The sequence below is a fragment of the Proteiniclasticum aestuarii genome (genome assembly GCF_017368455.1).
GTDB lineage: Bacteria > Bacillota > Clostridia > Clostridiales > Clostridiaceae > Proteiniclasticum > Proteiniclasticum aestuarii.
The window spans coordinates 1-15,557 of sequence record NZ_JAFNJU010000004.1; the positions used below are offsets into that span (position 1 = coordinate 1).

16 protein-coding genes and 1 tRNA gene are annotated in these 15,557 nt (G+C 48.0%); 4 read left to right on the top strand and 13 right to left on the bottom strand.

Annotated features, from left to right (window positions below; all coding sequences use genetic code 11):
* Window positions 1–548: 548 nt before the first annotated feature.
* The 3 genes from J3A84_RS05950 to J3A84_RS05960 are packed head-to-tail and all read right to left on the bottom strand — an operon-like array spanning window position 549 to window position 3,368.
* On the bottom strand, window positions 549–1,070 hold the full coding sequence (locus J3A84_RS05950; RefSeq protein ID WP_207599103.1) for a chromate transporter: 522 nt from the start codon (window positions 1,068–1,070) through the stop codon (window positions 549–551).
* Window positions 1,054–1,608, bottom strand: a complete 555-nt coding sequence (locus J3A84_RS05955) for a chromate transporter (RefSeq protein ID WP_207599104.1) — start codon at window positions 1,606–1,608, stop codon at window positions 1,054–1,056. The genes J3A84_RS05950 and J3A84_RS05955 overlap by 17 nt, the downstream gene beginning before the upstream one ends.
* Window positions 1,609–1,640: 32 nt before the next feature.
* Entirely contained in the window at window positions 1,641–3,368 is a 1,728-nt protein-coding gene (locus J3A84_RS05960; protein WP_207599105.1) for an ABC transporter ATP-binding protein, read from the bottom strand.
* Window positions 3,369–3,613: 245 nt separating this feature from the next.
* Here J3A84_RS05960 and J3A84_RS05965 point away from each other — a divergent pair, with 245 nt between their 5' ends.
* From J3A84_RS05965 to J3A84_RS05975, 3 genes are read left to right on the top strand one after another with little or no spacing between them, the layout of a single operon-like run.
* The gene (locus J3A84_RS05965; protein ID WP_207599106.1) at window positions 3,614–4,336 is read left to right on the top strand and encodes a glycerophosphodiester phosphodiesterase; all 723 of its coding nucleotides are present in this window, start codon (window positions 3,614–3,616) and stop codon (window positions 4,334–4,336) included.
* 6 nt (window positions 4,337–4,342) lie between these two features.
* Complete coding sequence (locus tag J3A84_RS05970; protein ID WP_207599107.1) at window positions 4,343–5,560, top strand: SLC45 family MFS transporter; 1,218 nt, start codon at window positions 4,343–4,345, stop codon at window positions 5,558–5,560.
* A gap of 32 nt (window positions 5,561–5,592) precedes the next feature.
* Entirely contained in the window at window positions 5,593–6,129 is a 537-nt protein-coding gene (locus tag J3A84_RS05975; protein ID WP_207599108.1) for a GNAT family N-acetyltransferase, read from the top strand.
* Between the two features lie 104 nt (window positions 6,130–6,233).
* Here the strand turns inward: J3A84_RS05975 and J3A84_RS05980 are convergent, their stop codons facing one another.
* The 5 genes from J3A84_RS05980 to J3A84_RS06000 all read right to left on the bottom strand — a co-directional run bounded on the left by J3A84_RS05980 (window position 6,234) and on the right by J3A84_RS06000 (window position 10,139).
* Complete coding sequence (locus J3A84_RS05980; RefSeq protein ID WP_207599109.1) at window positions 6,234–7,076, bottom strand: phosphotransferase family protein; 843 nt, start codon at window positions 7,074–7,076, stop codon at window positions 6,234–6,236.
* A 14-nt stretch (window positions 7,077–7,090) separates the two neighbouring features.
* Window positions 7,091–7,594: a dihydrofolate reductase gene (locus J3A84_RS05985; RefSeq protein WP_207599110.1), complete on the bottom strand. Its 504-nt coding sequence runs from the start codon at window positions 7,592–7,594 to the stop codon at window positions 7,091–7,093.
* Window positions 7,594–8,382: a thymidylate synthase gene (locus J3A84_RS05990; RefSeq protein WP_207599111.1), complete on the bottom strand. Its 789-nt coding sequence runs from the start codon at window positions 8,380–8,382 to the stop codon at window positions 7,594–7,596. Before J3A84_RS05990 ends, J3A84_RS05985 begins: the two co-directional genes overlap by 1 nt.
* Before the next feature lie 267 nt (window positions 8,383–8,649).
* A complete protein-coding gene (locus tag J3A84_RS05995) occupies window positions 8,650–9,891 on the bottom strand; it encodes a DUF438 domain-containing protein (protein ID WP_207599112.1) in 1,242 nt (413 codons plus the stop codon).
* The gene (locus tag J3A84_RS06000) at window positions 9,888–10,139 is read right to left on the bottom strand and encodes a DUF1858 domain-containing protein (RefSeq protein WP_242694049.1); all 252 of its coding nucleotides are present in this window, start codon (window positions 10,137–10,139) and stop codon (window positions 9,888–9,890) included. Before J3A84_RS06000 ends, J3A84_RS05995 begins: the two co-directional genes overlap by 4 nt.
* A gap of 252 nt (window positions 10,140–10,391) precedes the next feature.
* On the opposite strand from J3A84_RS06000, the gene J3A84_RS06005 reads away from it, so the two are divergent.
* Window positions 10,392–10,637, top strand: coding sequence for a hypothetical protein (locus J3A84_RS06005; RefSeq protein ID WP_207599113.1), 246 nt, complete (start codon window positions 10,392–10,394; stop codon window positions 10,635–10,637).
* 85 nt (window positions 10,638–10,722) lie between these two features.
* Here the strand turns inward: J3A84_RS06005 and J3A84_RS06010 are convergent, their stop codons facing one another.
* The 5 genes from J3A84_RS06010 to J3A84_RS06030 all read right to left on the bottom strand — a co-directional run bounded on the left by J3A84_RS06010 (window position 10,723) and on the right by J3A84_RS06030 (window position 15,555).
* Window positions 10,723–11,964 (bottom strand): glutamate-5-semialdehyde dehydrogenase, encoded by a 1,242-nt coding sequence (locus tag J3A84_RS06010; RefSeq protein ID WP_207599114.1) that lies wholly within the window; start codon window positions 11,962–11,964, stop codon window positions 10,723–10,725.
* Window positions 11,961–12,767 (bottom strand): glutamate 5-kinase, encoded by an 807-nt coding sequence (proB, locus tag J3A84_RS06015; protein ID WP_207599350.1) that lies wholly within the window; start codon window positions 12,765–12,767, stop codon window positions 11,961–11,963. The genes J3A84_RS06010 and proB overlap by 4 nt, the downstream gene beginning before the upstream one ends.
* A gap of 240 nt (window positions 12,768–13,007) precedes the next feature.
* Window positions 13,008–14,243, bottom strand: a complete 1,236-nt coding sequence (locus J3A84_RS06020) for a dicarboxylate/amino acid:cation symporter (RefSeq protein ID WP_207599115.1) — start codon at window positions 14,241–14,243, stop codon at window positions 13,008–13,010.
* Window positions 14,244–14,752: 509 nt separating this feature from the next.
* Window positions 14,753–15,331: an NUDIX domain-containing protein gene (locus J3A84_RS06025; protein WP_207599116.1), complete on the bottom strand. Its 579-nt coding sequence runs from the start codon at window positions 15,329–15,331 to the stop codon at window positions 14,753–14,755.
* Between the two features lie 147 nt (window positions 15,332–15,478).
* Window positions 15,479–15,555: transfer RNA gene (locus J3A84_RS06030), tRNA-Arg, on the bottom strand.
* Window positions 15,556–15,557 lie beyond the last annotated feature (2 nt).

Genomic DNA, 15,557 nt, shown 5'->3' on the forward strand with positions numbered 1-15,557 from the left:
TCCTGAGCCAGGATCAAACTCTCAATTTTAAAGTTTGAACTAGCTATTCATTACACTAGCTTTGAATTCAATTGCTTGAATTCCACTTCCGTGATGGAAGTGTTTTTGCATCCGGTCACCCGGCTGCTCATCTTCTAATTGCTCGAAGATGTTTTCTCGATTTCTCGAAAAGGTACTTTGGTTTTTTACCTATATTCTGTTTAATTTTCAAAGAACTGTTGTTTTCTTTCTTGTCACTTGTCTCAAGCGACTTGTCTATAATAACACGGCTTCAAATCATCTGTCAACACATATTTGTGCAAATTTCTCAAAAGAATAAGTAAATTTACTACAATTTCCATACCCTTTGATTTTCAATGAAATACACATACGCATTGCCCGATTTCGCTTCATATCTCGTCCGTGTTCTTCTATAATACATGATTAACATTCACTTTACAATGAAAAACGGATTTGTTAATGGTCTATTCACTTTACATTTAAATCTGCTTCACAGAAACGCAGAAGAAGCCGGTAAAACCGGCTTCCTGCTCGTTCATGATTTCTTATCAGAATAGGATGAATCCTATGAACCCTGCGAGTACAATCATAAGAATCGGATCCATTTTCAGTTTGTAGCTGGCGAAGAACGCAGCGATGAAGATAAGGACACTTGGGATATTCACGAATACATCACCCATTAAGGAGAGCGCCGCTGCGGCGATGAGGCCGATGGCCCCAAGCCTGATGAACTTCAGAACGCTCTGCACATAGATCCCGTCCTTGTACTTCATGAACAGCCTTGCAATGACATAGACGATGATGACGGAGGGAAGGATCACACCAAAAGTCGCAAAGGCTGAGCCAATGACCCCTGAGGTCTTGAATCCTACATAGGTGGCAGTATTCACTGCAATGGGACCTGGCGTGGCCTGACTGATTCCGATGATGTTCAGAAAGGATTCTCTGGTGAGCCATCCGTTGATGTCCACCACTTCTCTCTGGATCATGGGCAGCATGGCGTAGCCGCCACCGAAGCTGAAAAGTCCTATTTTAAAGAAGGTGATGAATAGATCAATGAGTACTGCCATTATTTCCCCTCCTTGCTACTACTACAACCACTCCGATGACCATGAGTGAAAGGATCACATAAATCGGATTGACCTTCAGAAAAGCGACCAGCACCGCAACCGCTGCAGGAAGAATGAAATTCTTCCTGTTCACCTTGGCGGATTTGCCCAGCTTGATGACGGGCACGGCGATGAGCGCAACCACTGCAGGTCTGATACCCTTGAATATGCTCTCCACGATTGGGTTGGATTCAATGCCGATGAAAACCGATGCCACCAGAATGATAATCATAAAGGATGGCAGCGTTGCGCCAAGCACTGTGGATATGAGGCCAGGGATCCCTTTCACCTTATATCCTGTAAAGACGCTGATATTTACAGCCAATGGTCCTGGTGCCGACTGTGCCACCACCACCATATCCAGAAAATCCTCTTCCTTGATCCATTTCTTGTTCTTCACCACTTCCCTCTGAATAAGAGGCAGCATGGCATAACCGCCACCTATGGTGAAAGCACCGATCTTGAAGAAGGAGATAAACATCTCAAAAATTAATTTCATTTTGTTCTCCTTTTTTTCTTTACTGAACCAGACTAAACGACCTCAGAAGGTTTGAACTGAGAGTTATAGAGCTTGAAGTATTCACCCCGAAGCTTCATGAGCTCAGCGTGGTTCCCCTCCTCTTCTATGCCCTTCTCCGTCAGTACAATGATTCTCTGTGCGTTTCTTATGGTCGCCATTCTATGGGCGATGACGAAGGTGGTTCTGTCCTTGGCCAGTTCGCTGATGGATTCCTGAATCACCGCTTCACTCTTATTATCCAGAGACGATGTCGCTTCGTCAAGGATAAGGATTGGGGGATTCTTCAGGAACATTCTTGCGATGGAGAGTCTCTGCTTCTGACCGCCCGAAAGCTTCACGCCTCGCTCTCCGATATAGGTCTGGAACCCTTGGGGCATGGCCATGATGAACTCATAAGCGTTGGCTTTTTTCGCCGCTTCCATGACTTCTTCCTCCGACGCATCGAGATTTCCGTAAAGTAGATTCTCATAGACCGTACCCGTGAAGAGGAACACATCCTGCTGCACGATGCCGATATTTCCTCTCAGACTTTCCATGGTCACTTCCTGGATGTTCTGATCGTCAATGAGGATCTTTCCGCTGTCGATTTCATAGAACCTTGGGATCAGATTGCATAAGGTGGTTTTTCCTACACCGCTGGGTCCCACAATGGCAATGGTCTGTCCTGCAGGCACTTCCAGATTGATGTTTCTAAGAACCGCTTCCCGGTCTCCATAGGAGAAGGCCACATTTTCAAAACGGACCCGTCCTTCCACATCCATGAGATCCTGCGCATCTTCCCTATCTCTGATATCCGGCTCCACAGCCATGACTTCGGAAAATCTTCTGAATCCTGCCATCCCCCTCTGGAACTGCTCCACAAAGTTTGCCAGTCTCTTCACCGGCTGGATCATGAGCCCCATGTAGATGATATAGGCAAAGAGGTCCCCGGTCTCGATTTCTCCTCTATAAAGGAAATATCCACCGAAAGCCAGGGTTGTGAGGTTCAGGATATTAGAGAAGAAGTTGATGCCACCCGTGAAGATGCCCAGATGTCTTACACTTCGACCTCTTAGAATTTTGAAGCTTTCATTTCCGTGGTCGAACTTCTTTTCTTCAAATGGTTCGTTGGTGAAGGACTTCACCACACGCACACCGGATATGGAGTCTTCCAGCCCCGCATTGATGTCCGATAGCTTTTCCCGCATCTGGCGGAAGGTTCGTCTCAGTTTGCTGTTGTAGACGATGGCGAAGATCACCAGAAACGGAACAATGGAAAACACGATGAGCGTGAGCTTCACGTTGATGCCAAGCAGCAGCCCAAAGGACCCCAGAAGCATCAGGCCCGAGATGAAGATATCTTCCGGACCGTGATGGGCAAGCTCCGATATTTCATTCAGGTCGTTGACCAGTCTTGACATGATATGACCGGTCTTGGTCTCATCATAGTACTTGAAGGACAGTTTCTGGAGATGATGGAACATATCCTTTCTCATATCATATTCCATTCTCACGCCAAGAAGATGTCCATAATACCCTACAATATAATCCAGGAAAAACCGGAGTATGTAGAGAAAGAACAGGGCGATGGCGATTTTCACAAGTAGCTCCATATTGTTATCCGGTATGATATCATTGATGAATGTTCTTGTGACCTGGGGAAAAATAAGGTCTGTCACCGCCACCAGGGTGGCAGCGAACATATCCAGGAAAAAAAGCCATTTATGGGGCTTATAGTATTCTATAAATTGTCTGATCATTTCTTCACCTTCATTTCTTTTTCATTTTACGACATCTTTCATTATATCAAACCAGATTTTTATTTGTGGGGAAAAGGAAAAAACTGTTCTGGTTTTCAGGATATCTCCACTCTACACTCTGAAAATCAGAACGTATTGTAAATTCGCTGATAACTGTATCAAAAATAGAACAACAGAATGCAAATGCTAGTATAATGTAGATAGAAAGAAACAAAGGGCTCAGCCCCTTGAACTGGAGGTATCCTATGCTCATCTATGCACATAGAGGTAATTCCTCTATCTATCCGGAAAACACCATGTCCGCTTTCAGGTCCGCTGTGGATCTGGGTGTTCATGGCATTGAAACGGATGTACACCTGACAAGAGACGGCATCCTTGTCCTCACCCACGATGAGGAAATCAGCCGTGTTTCAAACGCCAAAGGCATGGTCAAGGACCTTACCTATGAAGAGCTTCTTCAGCATGACTTCGGTCTGTGGAAAGGAGAGGCCTTTAAAGGAGAGAAAATACCCACACTCTCTGAACTGCTGGATCTTCTGGAAGGTACTGAGATCATCCTGAACATCGAAATCAAGATGGGATTTCTTCTCTATCCGGGCATCGAGGAGAAACTCCTTGAAGTGGTGACGCAAAGAGGTCTTCTTCCGCGTATCCTCTTCTCAAGCTTCAATCACTACTCTCTGGCAAAGCTGAAAGAACTGAACCCTGACGCGAAGGTTGCACCCCTTTACCAGTCCGGGCTCTACAAGCCTTATGATTATGCCCTGACCTTTGGTGCCGACTACATCCATCCATACTACATGGCCATGGACAGGACCATTGTGGAAGAGTCCCACAGAAAAAATGTCAAAGTGAATCTATGGACCGTCAACGACCCCAGTCAGGTTCCCTACTATAAGGACCTGGGTGTGGATGGTCTCATCACGGATCACCCGAAAGAATTATTAAGCAAACTGAAGGAGCTGTAAGCAGGTATGGAAAACAGACTGGACTACAAAAAGACTTTCATTCTCGGTTTCGGATTTTTCGCCATCAGCATCACCTGGAGTGTCTACAACGCATTCATGCCCCTGCTTCTTGGCAATTACCTCAAGAGCGCGGCACTCATAGGTTTCATCATGACCATCGACAACTATCTGGCCTTATTCATTCAACCCACGGTGGGGTTCTATTCCGATAAGATCAATACCCGTTTCGGCCGAAGAATGCCCTTCATCATGATTGGTATGCCTCTGGCAGCCCTGTTCATGTTCCTCATCCCCAATACCGGAACCCTTTTCTCCCTGATCTTCGCACTCTTATTCATGAACCTGTCCATGAGCATCTATCGCTCTCCCGTGATTGCCCTGATGCCCGACATCACGGCAAAACCCAACCGCTCCAAATCCAATTCCATCATCAACTTCATGGGCGGCATCGGCTCTCTCATCGCCTACTTCATCGGCGGAAAGCTTTATGAGATGAACGAAGGGTATCCCTTCCTCCTTTCCGCAGTGCTGATCCTCTTCTCCTTCATCGTCCTCTTCACAAGAATCAAGGAGCACAGAGATGTGCTGCACTATGAAGCTGCGGAGGAAAAACGAAACCTGGCCCAGGGACTGGGCATCGCCTTCAAGGACAGAAGCACCCGGTATCTGCTTCTTGCCATCTGCAGCTGGTTCATCGGCTTCAACGGCGTGGAGACCTTCTTCACCAAATATGCCCAGAGCTACCTCAGCATCAGACCTTCCGAAGCAACACTGACCTTGTCCTTCATTTCTCTCTCCTTCCTGATCTTCGCCATTCCCGCCGGGCTCATCGGCACGAAGATCGGAAAGAAGAATACCATCCGGATCGGTATCATCGGTGCAGTGCTCCTCATGAGCACCATCTTTTTCCTGAATCCAGCCATGGATAACATGCTTCTCATCATGAGAATCCTCTTCCTGGGCATCGGATTTTCCTGGGCATCCATCAACATCAACTCCTATCCCCTCGTTGCAGATATGAGTCCCGTGGGTCTTCTCGGAACCTATACGGGCGTATACTATCTCTTCTCCTCCATCGCCAACATCATCTCCCCTCCTCTGCTGGGCGTACTCATCGATGCCATCGGCTACAAGGTCGTGTTCGCCTATGGCGCATTCTTCTTCGGCATCGCCTTTGTCTTCATCAGCCTGGTTCACGACAGAAGAGTGGAGAACGGAAACTAGAAACAGAAAGAACATTGGAAAGAAGGTGCGCGATGAATTACTTCGAAAGTGAGAGACTTCTCTTCAGGGACTGGAAAGAATCCGACCTGGAGATGTTTCAGAAAATGAATAGAGACCCCCTTGTGATGCGGTATTTTCCGAAAACCCTCACGGAAGCGGAGACCGCTCTCTTCTATAAACGAATCAGGGAGGAGTTCAAGCGGCTGGGACTTGGTCTCTACGCCGTGGAAGTGAAGGAAAGCGGTCAGTTCATCGGCTACATCGGGTTTCATGAAGCCAGCTTTCCTTCTCCGTTCACACCCTGCATCGAAATCGGGTGGAGACTCTCCTCATCCGCCTGGGGAAAGGGCTATGCCACGGAAGGAGCCAGAGCCTGTCTTGCCTATGGCTTCAGAGAACTGAATCTTTCTGAAGTCTACAGCTTCACTGCGAAGATCAATCATCCTTCCGAAAATGTCATGAGAAAAATCGGTATGACGAAGATCATGGAGTTTGATCATCCCAGCATTTTGAAAAGCAGTCCCCTGAAGAAACATGTGCTCTATCTCAGCAGGAATCCAGATCTGTAGAAGCTCCTTTTCCTGTGAGGATTCCTTGTACAAAGAGAACCCCGGATGTCATTTCTCTGAAATCCGAGGTTCTCTTTTTTTTTGCAATCTATTCCATTCCTGTCTCACGGAATCTGGATTTCCTCCAGGCGGCTGGAAAGCACCTTCGAAATCATCGCCTTTTCCCCTTCAGAAAGATGCTCAGAAAGCCTGGCTGCAAGCAGCACTGTTTCCCACACCTTCAGCTGCTTCGCTTCTTCCCTGTTCATCCCCTGAGGAAAGTAGCCTTTATGATGTCCCCTGAGGAGCTCTTTTCTTGCCCCATCCATCTGCTGTCTCTCTTCCAGAGAAGCTTCCGGAAGCAGCGCATACTTCAGAATCATCTGGGTTCTCGCCACATCCGCAAGAGGATGCCCCTTTCCTGCCGTCATCCAGTCCAGAACCGTGACACGGTCCTCGCTGACATAGATGTTCTCCGGATGGAAATCCATATGGCACACCGCTTCCCCTTCCGGCAGATGTGACAGGATCCGAAGAAGCACTTCCTTTTCCTTCTCCAGAAGATAAGCAGATCCGGTGATGATGCCGCGGATGCTTTTCCTGACGGAAGGAAGACTAGAAAGTGTGACCTGATGGATGTCACACTGGATTCTCCCCATGAGCTGGCCATAAGCGAAAATCTTCCCCGGATTCCGGAAAATCTCTGCAGAAAGACTTTCTCCCTGGACCCGTTCGTAGAGAAGTCCGATCCGCTCACCCAGTTTCTCCAGACCATAGACTTCTGCCAGAAAGGGCAGTTCCCGCTGAAGCAGAGACTGGATCTTATATTCACGGTTGACCTCTTCCAGAGACGCCCCAGGATAAAACAGTTTGATCACTCTGTTCTCGGACCATTCGTAGACCTCTGCCGTGCGTCCGGTACCGATCTTTCTTCCCATCATCTTCTCTCTCCTCGCTTCGCTAAACAAAGACTTTTCTCCACTTATTCTGCTCTACTTCTGGAATCCTTTCTTTCATAGATAGTAAAATCCACTTCGATGCCGGAAGCCACATCAAAGACGGTCTCTCGTTTCACTTCCGTGAAGGGTCTGATCTCTTCCACCGGGAAGAAGGTATCTCCTTCAAACTCCTTCTTCACCCAGGTGATGTAGAGTCTTTCACAGAGAGGAAGAAAATGCCTGAAGATCTCTCCTCCCCCGATGATGAACACTTCCTCGTCGCTTTCCAGATAGGGATCCACCTCACTGAAATCATGGATCAGCCTGACGCCTTCGGGCACATCATAGTCTTTCTTTCTCGTGAGCACGATGTGCTCTCTTCCTGGAAGCGGACTTGGAAAACTCTCAAAGGTCTTCCTGCCCATGATCATCTTCTTCCCCATGGTCTTCTCCCTGAAATAGCGCAGATCCGTGGGGATTCTCCAGATGAGGGTTCCTTCCTTTCCGATGACGCCCTCCTCCGTGGTGGCAACAATGAGGCTCAGCATTATACGGACACCTCCATTCTGATCTTCCCCAGATGTTCATAGCCTTCCAGTCTGATGTCGTCGATGGTGAAGTCGTAGAAGTCCCTGATTTCAGGATTGATCCAGAGCTTCGGCGCATCCGGAGCCTCTCCGCGGCGCAGCTGCTCCTGCATGCCCTCCACCTGATTCTCGTAGATATGGGCATTGTTGATCACATGGGTGAAGAGTCCTGGTTTGTAGCCGGTGACCTGAGCAATGAGATGCACCAGCACCGCATACTGGGTCATGTTGAAGGGCACCCCCAGAGGAATGTCTCCGGAGCGCTGCACCAGCATGCAGTTCAGACGATCATCCGTCACATCCCACATGGTCATGAAGGCACAGGGATACAGGGATCCGCCTTCCAGATGCGGGATCTGCCAAAGATTCAGCATCATTCTTCTGTTTTGCGGATCGTTTTTCAGGCTGCTGATCAGCTTGTCGATCTGATTGTACTCCTTCACCACCCACCCGTAGGATGTACCGATGGTCCCGTCTTCCTTCATCCACTCATCCCAGATATGGACATTCTCCTCCTGCAGCTTCAGGACGGAATTGGACTGGTCTCTGTAGATCCAGAGAAGCTCCTTCACCGCCGTCTTGAACCCCACGAATTTCGATGTGAGAATCGGAAACTCCCTGGAAAGGTCAAACTGCATGATCTTGTGAGGCAGTTTGTAGGTGCTCACTCCTGTTCTGTTCGTGTCATAATAGCCATGGTCCAGAATATCTCTTACAATGGCCAGGTACTGCTTATCCGCTTGATTCATTCTATCTTCCCCCTGTGTCTCTCAAAGTTCTTCTTCTCATTATATCCTAAATCCCCTCTGAAATTAACTCCAATTCGATATCATCCGCCCTTCTCTTCTCCGTGAGAAAAGGATCCATCACCTAAAACACCTGGTTTCAGATGAATCCAGATGCCAGACAAAGAAAAACGGCCAGGCAGAAATCTTCTGCTTGGCCATGATTTTTCCGTATTTGTTATTAAGGGGTTGGTATATCTTTCTAAACGAACTCCGGTGACTACTTGAGGCCTAGTCCGCCAGAATTCTCTTTTCGCCTTCCAGCTCTCTGATGCCCTTGACATTCTGAGTCACTTCCAGTGTACCCATGTACTTGCCCTGGTCATCTCGGATGGCATAGTAGGTGATGAGGATGAACATTCCTCTGGAATTGATCCAGAAGCTTTCCTCATCCTTTGCACCGGACTTGAAATCCTCCAGAAGCTTTTCCACTGTGCCTACACTCTGGGGCGGATGACAGTTCTGAACCGTACGTCCGATGACGGACTTGGTTCTTGCAAAAATTCTTTCCTTGGCCTGGTTGAAGTACTTCACCGTGTCTTTCTCATCGATGAAGGTCACATCCACAGGCAAGGCATTGAGAATCTTTTCCAGTTCCTTCACCGTCAGGAATCCGATGCCGAATCTTACATTTCCATCTGGTGTATCTTCCTTCTTCTTCTTGACGCCACCGATGAAGGATACTCTGTCCGGTGTCCATTTTCCTTCCGGAGAAACCAGGCAGTAGCCCACTTCTTCACTGTCATCGGCGATTTCCAGCCATTCATCTTCTGTGAATTTCTCGAGAATCATCGGAATGAGAATCTCTTCTTCCTTGAAGATCATCTCCTTGATTCTCTCAATGAGCGGATACGCCATCTTCTGCAGTTCTTCTCGATTCTCATCGATGATATGCTGCTTCATCTCCTTGATGGAGGCTCGGATTTCATCATCCACACCCCACATGACCTTCGGTGGTGCACTCATGCCGTATTTTTCCATGTACGGGAAGATGATGTTCTCTTTTCTGGAATAATGCTTGTCGATGTCCCAGAGCATGTTGATGTCCTGGAGAAGCATGTTCTTGATGGGCGCTTCAGGATGATTGATGAAGGTATCAAGCTTGGGCAGGATGTCCTCGTCCAGAAGATTTCTCAGAGCGTAGTTCTCTTCTCTCAGGACACGCACCGGATGACCGATGCTTTCCTCTTCTTTGCTTCTTGTATGCACTTCATCGATGGACCCCTTGAAGATATCCGCATGGACATCGCACAGATTCTGCACTTCTTCCACGGTCATGCCTTCATTGATGAGATTCTGCTCCATCTGAGTGATCTCATAGGAGGATACCCCTGTGAAATGCTCTCTGAACTCTTTCTTCACTTCTTCCGGGGATACACCCTGATGAAGCTTGAGAATCATGCCTTTTAAAAGTTCCTGCCTTTTGTCCCTGTTGCTGTCGCTCATTTCTCTGTTATTGATTACGTTACTCATATTCCCTCCACTTGTTCTTCATTGGTCGGATCTGCTACAGTAATTCCCTTTTCTCTGAAAGCATCGATGATTCTGTCCATGGGGATGTTTTTCATTTTAGACGCCTTGGGCAGTGTCATGAACTTCGCCATGGTCTTCAGCATCACTGGGTTCACGATCTGATCGAAGCCCAGTTCTTTCAGTACATCTGCCGATTCCGGACATTTCATGACAATCTCCTGGACGCTGTCCTTGATATCAATGGTCAAAACATTCACCCCCTGCTTTCAATCTGTCTCCATTATAATCTGTTCTTTATTGCGAAAACTTTGACCTAGGTCAAAATTCTTAAGTACTTTCTTCACAGTTCTTTTAAATCATACCATTTCACTCGGGATTTGTGAACAGGAAACATAAAAAAAAAAGCGTTTTTCACTTCATTTTAACCAAATAGACCCAGTAATCCATTATAATATAAATATAGATGGAATATTCTGATTCATTCGAGGAGGGATTATACGATGTCAAGAGTTGTATTTTACCACAGGAGATTCAAAGTGCTGCAGATCGGAAAGTCTTCCTATGTGGTTGTCAGAAAGAATACCGTGAACTACAGCGAGCATTCCCATCTATCCTCACTCCATGGAGCCATTTCCCTGATCCGTCTTCTGGATCACGGCCTCATGCCCCATTCCGACTATCTCAGAGAATCCGCCCGAAGGCTCCTTCGGGATAAGGAATTCAGTAAACTCAAGGTCTTAAGCTGATAATATCTTATAAAGAAAATCCCTGAAGGGAAAGCCTGGCTACTCCTTCAGGGATTTGTGCATTTTCTAGAATATTTTTCTGATGTTACGGTCTCACCTGACCGTTTCCGAAGATGATGTATTTCGTGGTGGTCAGCTCCTTCAGTCCCACAGGCCCCCTCGCATGAAGTTTCTGGGTGGAAATCCCCATCTCAGCGCCCATGCCCAGGGCAGAACCGTCGGTGAACCTTGTGGATGCATTGACATAGACCGCTGCCGCGTCCACTTCATCCGTGAAGGTCATGGCATGGTCGTAGTCCTTGGTGATGATGGCCTCGGAATGACCAGTCCCGTATTTTTCGATATGGTCCATGGCTTCTCTTAGATCCTTCACCGTCTTCAGAGACATGGCCAGGTCCAGATATTCCTTCGCATAATCCTCTTCTGTCGCCTCCAGAAACAGAGGGATGATCTGTCTGGCCTTTTCATCGGCCATGACCTTTACGCCATAGGGCTTCAGGGTCTTAAAAAGCGCAGGAAGAAAGGCATCGGCCACTGCTTCATGTACCAGGAGGGATTCCATGGCGTTGCACACCCCTGTCCTCTGGGTCTTGGCATTGACGATGATGTCAAGAGCCATGGAAAAATCAGCACTTTCATCCACAAACACGTGACAGTTGCCCACACCTGTTTCAATGACAGGCACTGTGGCTTCCTTCACCACACGCTGGATCAGCTTGGCGCTTCCTCTTGGAATCAGCACATCCAGGTATGCATTCATTCTCATGAATTCCCCTGCCGTCTCATAGGAAAGATCCTCTATGAGCTGTACCATGAAGGGATCATGGCCCAGCTCTTTCAATGTATCCTGCACAATCTCAACCAGCACTTTGTTGGAGGAGATGGCTTCCTTCCCCCCTCTCAGAATCAGCGCGTTGGATGATTTCAGGCAGAGGGCTGCCGTATCGATGGTGACGTTGGGTCTGGATTCATAGATGATGCCCACGACGCCAAGGGGCACGCTTTTCTTTCCGACCTTCAGCCCATTTGGCAAGGTCTTCATTTCCCTGATTTCGCCCACAGGATCATCCAGTTTCTCCACGGTCAGAAGACCATCCTTCATGGATCGGATGCGCTCTTCATTTAATAGCAGCCGGTCCATCAGTGCAGAGGATAATCCGTTTTCTTTCCCTCTTGAAAGATCCTCGGCATTGGCCGCAAGAATCTCTTCCTTTCTTTTCATGAGATTTTCACCAAGTAGAGAAAGAATCCTGTTCTTCTCCACGGTACCGAGTCTTGCCAGTTTTCTTGAAGCGGCTTTCGCCTGTCTGCCCAGATGTTCGATCATTTCTTCTTCCCCCCTAAAAATAAAGTGCCCAGCACCTTGCCGCCCAGAATCTCCTCGATGGTCTCGTTCCGGCTTCCATTGGCCAGAACCACATGGATGCCTCTCTCCGTGGCATACCTGGCCGCCCTGATCTTGGTGATCATGCCCCCGGTGCCCAGCTTTGTGGAAGAATCCTTTGCGATGGCTTCGATGTGCTCATCGATGACATCCACTCTGTCAATGAGTTTCGCCAGTGGATTGATTCTGGGGTCATCGCTGTAGAGTCCGTCGATGTCCGAGAGAAGAATGAGCAGATCCGCATCCACCAGGGCTGCCACCACCGCCGACAGGGTGTCGTTGTCTCCGAAGATGATCTCATCGGTGGAGATGGTGTCATTCTCATTGACCACGGGTACGATCTTGTTCTTCAGAAGCTCATTCATGGTGTTTCTGGCATGGTAGTTCATGACTTTGTCCGTCTCCACCTGCTTGGTCACCAGAACCTGTCCCACCTGATAGTTGTATTCCTGGAAGAACTTCTGATACATGTTCATGAGCACCACCTGGCCCACGGCAGCGGCCGCCTGCTTACCCTCAATATCCCTTGGTCGCTCCGCCAGGTGCATTCTCTGAGCACCTACACCGATGGCGCCCGAAGAGACCAGCACCACTTCGTATCCTCTGTTTTTCAGATCTGAAAGCATCCTGGCCAGATGCTCCATCCGATAGAGATTGATCAGTCCGCTTGGATGGGCGATGGTGGACGTACCCACCTTGATCACGATTCTTCTGATATTCTTAAGTTCTTCTCTTTTATTTTCCATCATACCGTCCTCATTTATTTCATTCATTTCAACCATTTTAATTTCAATGAAACCATTACGCAACACCTTTCTCCCGAAATTGCACAAAACCTCTTCGTAAACGATTTGACCTTCAGAAAATACAAGGAAACCGCTCCAAAACTGATAATTGCATATCCGCTGAAACCATCCCTTTCTTCCTGCAAAGGAGAAAGACATCCCATGGACTCCATTCCACAAGATGTCTTTCCCTGCCTCAAACTAGCTGCTGACGGATGCCGTCTCGGCCGCTTCCACTTCAGGCGCTCTCTTCACAATGTATTTATGGTAGATTTCATCCACGATCACTGCGATGGCATTGTCACCGGATACATTGGCCGCCGTACCGAAGCTGTCCTGTGTCAGGTACAGTGTCACCAGAAGCTGACCCATGGTTCCTGTAGGGTCGATGCCCACGATGGTCAGAAACGGCAGTGCGCTCATAATGGCTCCACCGGGTGCACCAGGGGCTGCCACCATGGCCACGCCAAGCATGGAGATGAATCCAGCCATGAGTCCGAATCCGTGTGGCATGCCATACATCAGAAGAACCGCTGTGACGCAGCTTGTGATGGTGATGATGCTTCCGGCCAGATGAATGGTCGCACCCAGGGGTACCACGAATTCTCTGATCTGCTTGGAAACACCATTCTTCTTTGCGCACTCCAGATTCACCGGTATGGTTGCCGCGGAAGACTGGGTACCGATGGCCGTGACGTACCCTGTCACCTGATTCTTCATGAGCATCAGTGGATTCTTTCCTGAGAAGGACCCTGCCGCAAAGAACATAAGGCTCACATAGGACAGATGCAGGATGACGACTACGAGGAATACCTTCCAGAAAATGGATAACACAGAGAATACTGCCCCGGAATAGCTGAGGTTCATGAAATTACCGAAGATGTAGATGGGCAGCCCCGGAATGATCAGTGTATGCAGAAGCTTGGTGATGATTTCACTGAAGTCCTTGAAGAAGCTGTACATCACGCCCCCTTGCCCTTTTCCCTTGAGATAGGAAATACCGATGCCGAACATGAAGGCAAATACGATGGCCCCTGTCACATCAAGGAGCGGACTCAGCGGAATGGAGAAAAGCGAAGACAGTCCGCTTCCGGATTCTGTGATCTTTTCCACCAGTTCAGGTCTGATGAAGGATGGGAAGAAGGTGGAAGCCACAAAATAGGCGATGGTTCCCGCAAGAAGCGTGGAGCCGTAGGCCAGAAAAGTCGTGACACCCAGAAGTTTCCCCGCACCTTCTGTGAGGTCTGCAATTCCTATGATCACATAACCGATGATCATCAGCGGAATGATGAAAGCCAGAAGGCTGCTGAAAATGCTGGAGAAGGTCACTGGAAGTCTAAGCAGAAATTCGGGCAGGAATTTCATCTGCCCAACGAGTACACCTAAAATAATTGCGATGATGAGTTTCGGGACAAGTCCCATTTTCTTTTTCTCCATAACTATTTACCCCTTTTATACGTATTTCTTTCTGTTCGGAGGATGTGGATCTGTACGAAGCATCCGACTGATCGCACCTGTCTTCGTTCACCGTTCATTAATAAATCAACCAGCGTTGTCCATCGTAAGACCCTACAACGATCCATATCCTAAGTTTTGTCCTTGTATCAAATACAGATGTTTCTCCAGCAAGAATATTTTGATTATACATGAGGTTTCAGAGGTTGACAACCCCTAAGTTCCCATGTTCACGTTTACAGTTTGGAAACATCTGAAAAAAGTCTGGAAATCAGATAAAAAGAAATAGTCCATGGAAATCAACTGTTCTCCATAGACTATCACTTTTCTATTCAGCTTACTATCGGTCCAGACTTACAATCTCCATGATGGGATCTTTTCCAGCTCCTTTTTGAGAGGTGGAGGATGAAACTCATCCTTCCTCTTGCTCCAGTAGGTGGTACCGCTGAGGAGTCTTCTCATTTTCTATTCCTCCAGTTATTGGTTCACCCTTAATCCCAGGAATCTTCCTCAAGCAGCATGCGCATCACTTCTGTTTCTCTTTCCAGCCATCTGCTTGGAAAACTGTCAGAGAAGAGGCGCAGGTTCCGGTGAAAAGCCTCTCTGAGCTCCATCCACTCCGGTGTGAATTCCAGTTGGGCCTCATATAAGCTGAGCCGCTGCCGTCCCATCTCCCCTTCACCCTTGCATCCATAATACCAGGAAACCATCTCAAAGACCGTCTTCTCATCATACTTGTCTACTCTTCTTTCAGTGACCTTGCCGACGAGTTCATAAACCTGCTCCACTTCCAGTCCTGTTTCTTCCAGAACTTCCCGTTTCAGCGCCTCCTCGTGACTTTCCTCCTCTTCAATGCCTCCACCCGGAAACTTCAAGTCTCCTTCCTTCGTTCGGATCAGAAGCAGAAGGTCCTTTCTTCTCACAAGCCCTCGCACCGCTTCTCTGCGAAAAATCTTTCTATCTCCTACTTCATTCTCTTCCATGCCCAACAGCAGATCAAACTTCATCGTATCCCCCCCTGCAGCTCCAGTTCTTTCTCTTTCTTCTTCCACAGCTCCTGCGGCCATCATTTTTATTCTATCACCGGATTCACCAGGGCTCTAGCCTCTTCTCTTACTATTCACCCAAAATTCATGATTCCTGAATGAAGGCGAAAAAGAGACCCTCCGAGAAGCAGATCGCTTCTCAGAGGGTCTCTTTTTGTGTTCCTGTCCTTTTGGTGCCCCATGGGCGACTCGAACGCCCGACCATTGGTTTCGAAGACCAGTACTCTATCCAACTGAGCTAATGAGGCAT

Excerpts from the sequence above, each read along its gene's own strand:
- J3A84_RS05950 (WP_207599103.1), bottom strand. The coding sequence starts at position 1,070 with ATGGCAGTACTCATTGATCTATTCATCACCTTCTTTAAAATAGGACTT.
- J3A84_RS05955 (WP_207599104.1), bottom strand. The coding sequence starts at position 1,608 with ATGAAATTAATTTTTGAGATGTTTATCTCCTTCTTCAAGATCGGTGCT.
- J3A84_RS05960 (WP_207599105.1), bottom strand. The coding sequence starts at position 3,368 with ATGATCAGACAATTTATAGAATACTATAAGCCCCATAAATGGCTTTTT.
- J3A84_RS05965 (WP_207599106.1), top strand. The coding sequence starts at position 3,614 with ATGCTCATCTATGCACATAGAGGTAATTCCTCTATCTATCCGGAAAAC.
- J3A84_RS05970 (WP_207599107.1), top strand. The coding sequence starts at position 4,343 with ATGGAAAACAGACTGGACTACAAAAAGACTTTCATTCTCGGTTTCGGA.
- J3A84_RS05975 (WP_207599108.1), top strand. The coding sequence starts at position 5,593 with ATGAATTACTTCGAAAGTGAGAGACTTCTCTTCAGGGACTGGAAAGAA.
- J3A84_RS05985 (WP_207599110.1), bottom strand. The coding sequence starts at position 7,594 with ATGCTGAGCCTCATTGTTGCCACCACGGAGGAGGGCGTCATCGGAAAG.
- J3A84_RS05990 (WP_207599111.1), bottom strand. The coding sequence starts at position 8,382 with ATGAATCAAGCGGATAAGCAGTACCTGGCCATTGTAAGAGATATTCTG.
- J3A84_RS05995 (WP_207599112.1), bottom strand. The coding sequence starts at position 9,891 with ATGAGTAACGTAATCAATAACAGAGAAATGAGCGACAGCAACAGGGAC.
- J3A84_RS06005 (WP_207599113.1), top strand. The coding sequence starts at position 10,392 with ATGTCAAGAGTTGTATTTTACCACAGGAGATTCAAAGTGCTGCAGATC.
- J3A84_RS06010 (WP_207599114.1), bottom strand. The coding sequence starts at position 11,964 with ATGATCGAACATCTGGGCAGACAGGCGAAAGCCGCTTCAAGAAAACTG.
- proB (WP_207599350.1), bottom strand. The coding sequence starts at position 12,767 with ATGGAAAATAAAAGAGAAGAACTTAAGAATATCAGAAGAATCGTGATC.
- J3A84_RS06020 (WP_207599115.1), bottom strand. The coding sequence starts at position 14,243 with ATGGAGAAAAAGAAAATGGGACTTGTCCCGAAACTCATCATCGCAATT.
- J3A84_RS06025 (WP_207599116.1), bottom strand. The coding sequence starts at position 15,331 with ATGATGGCCGCAGGAGCTGTGGAAGAAGAAAGAGAAAGAACTGGAGCT.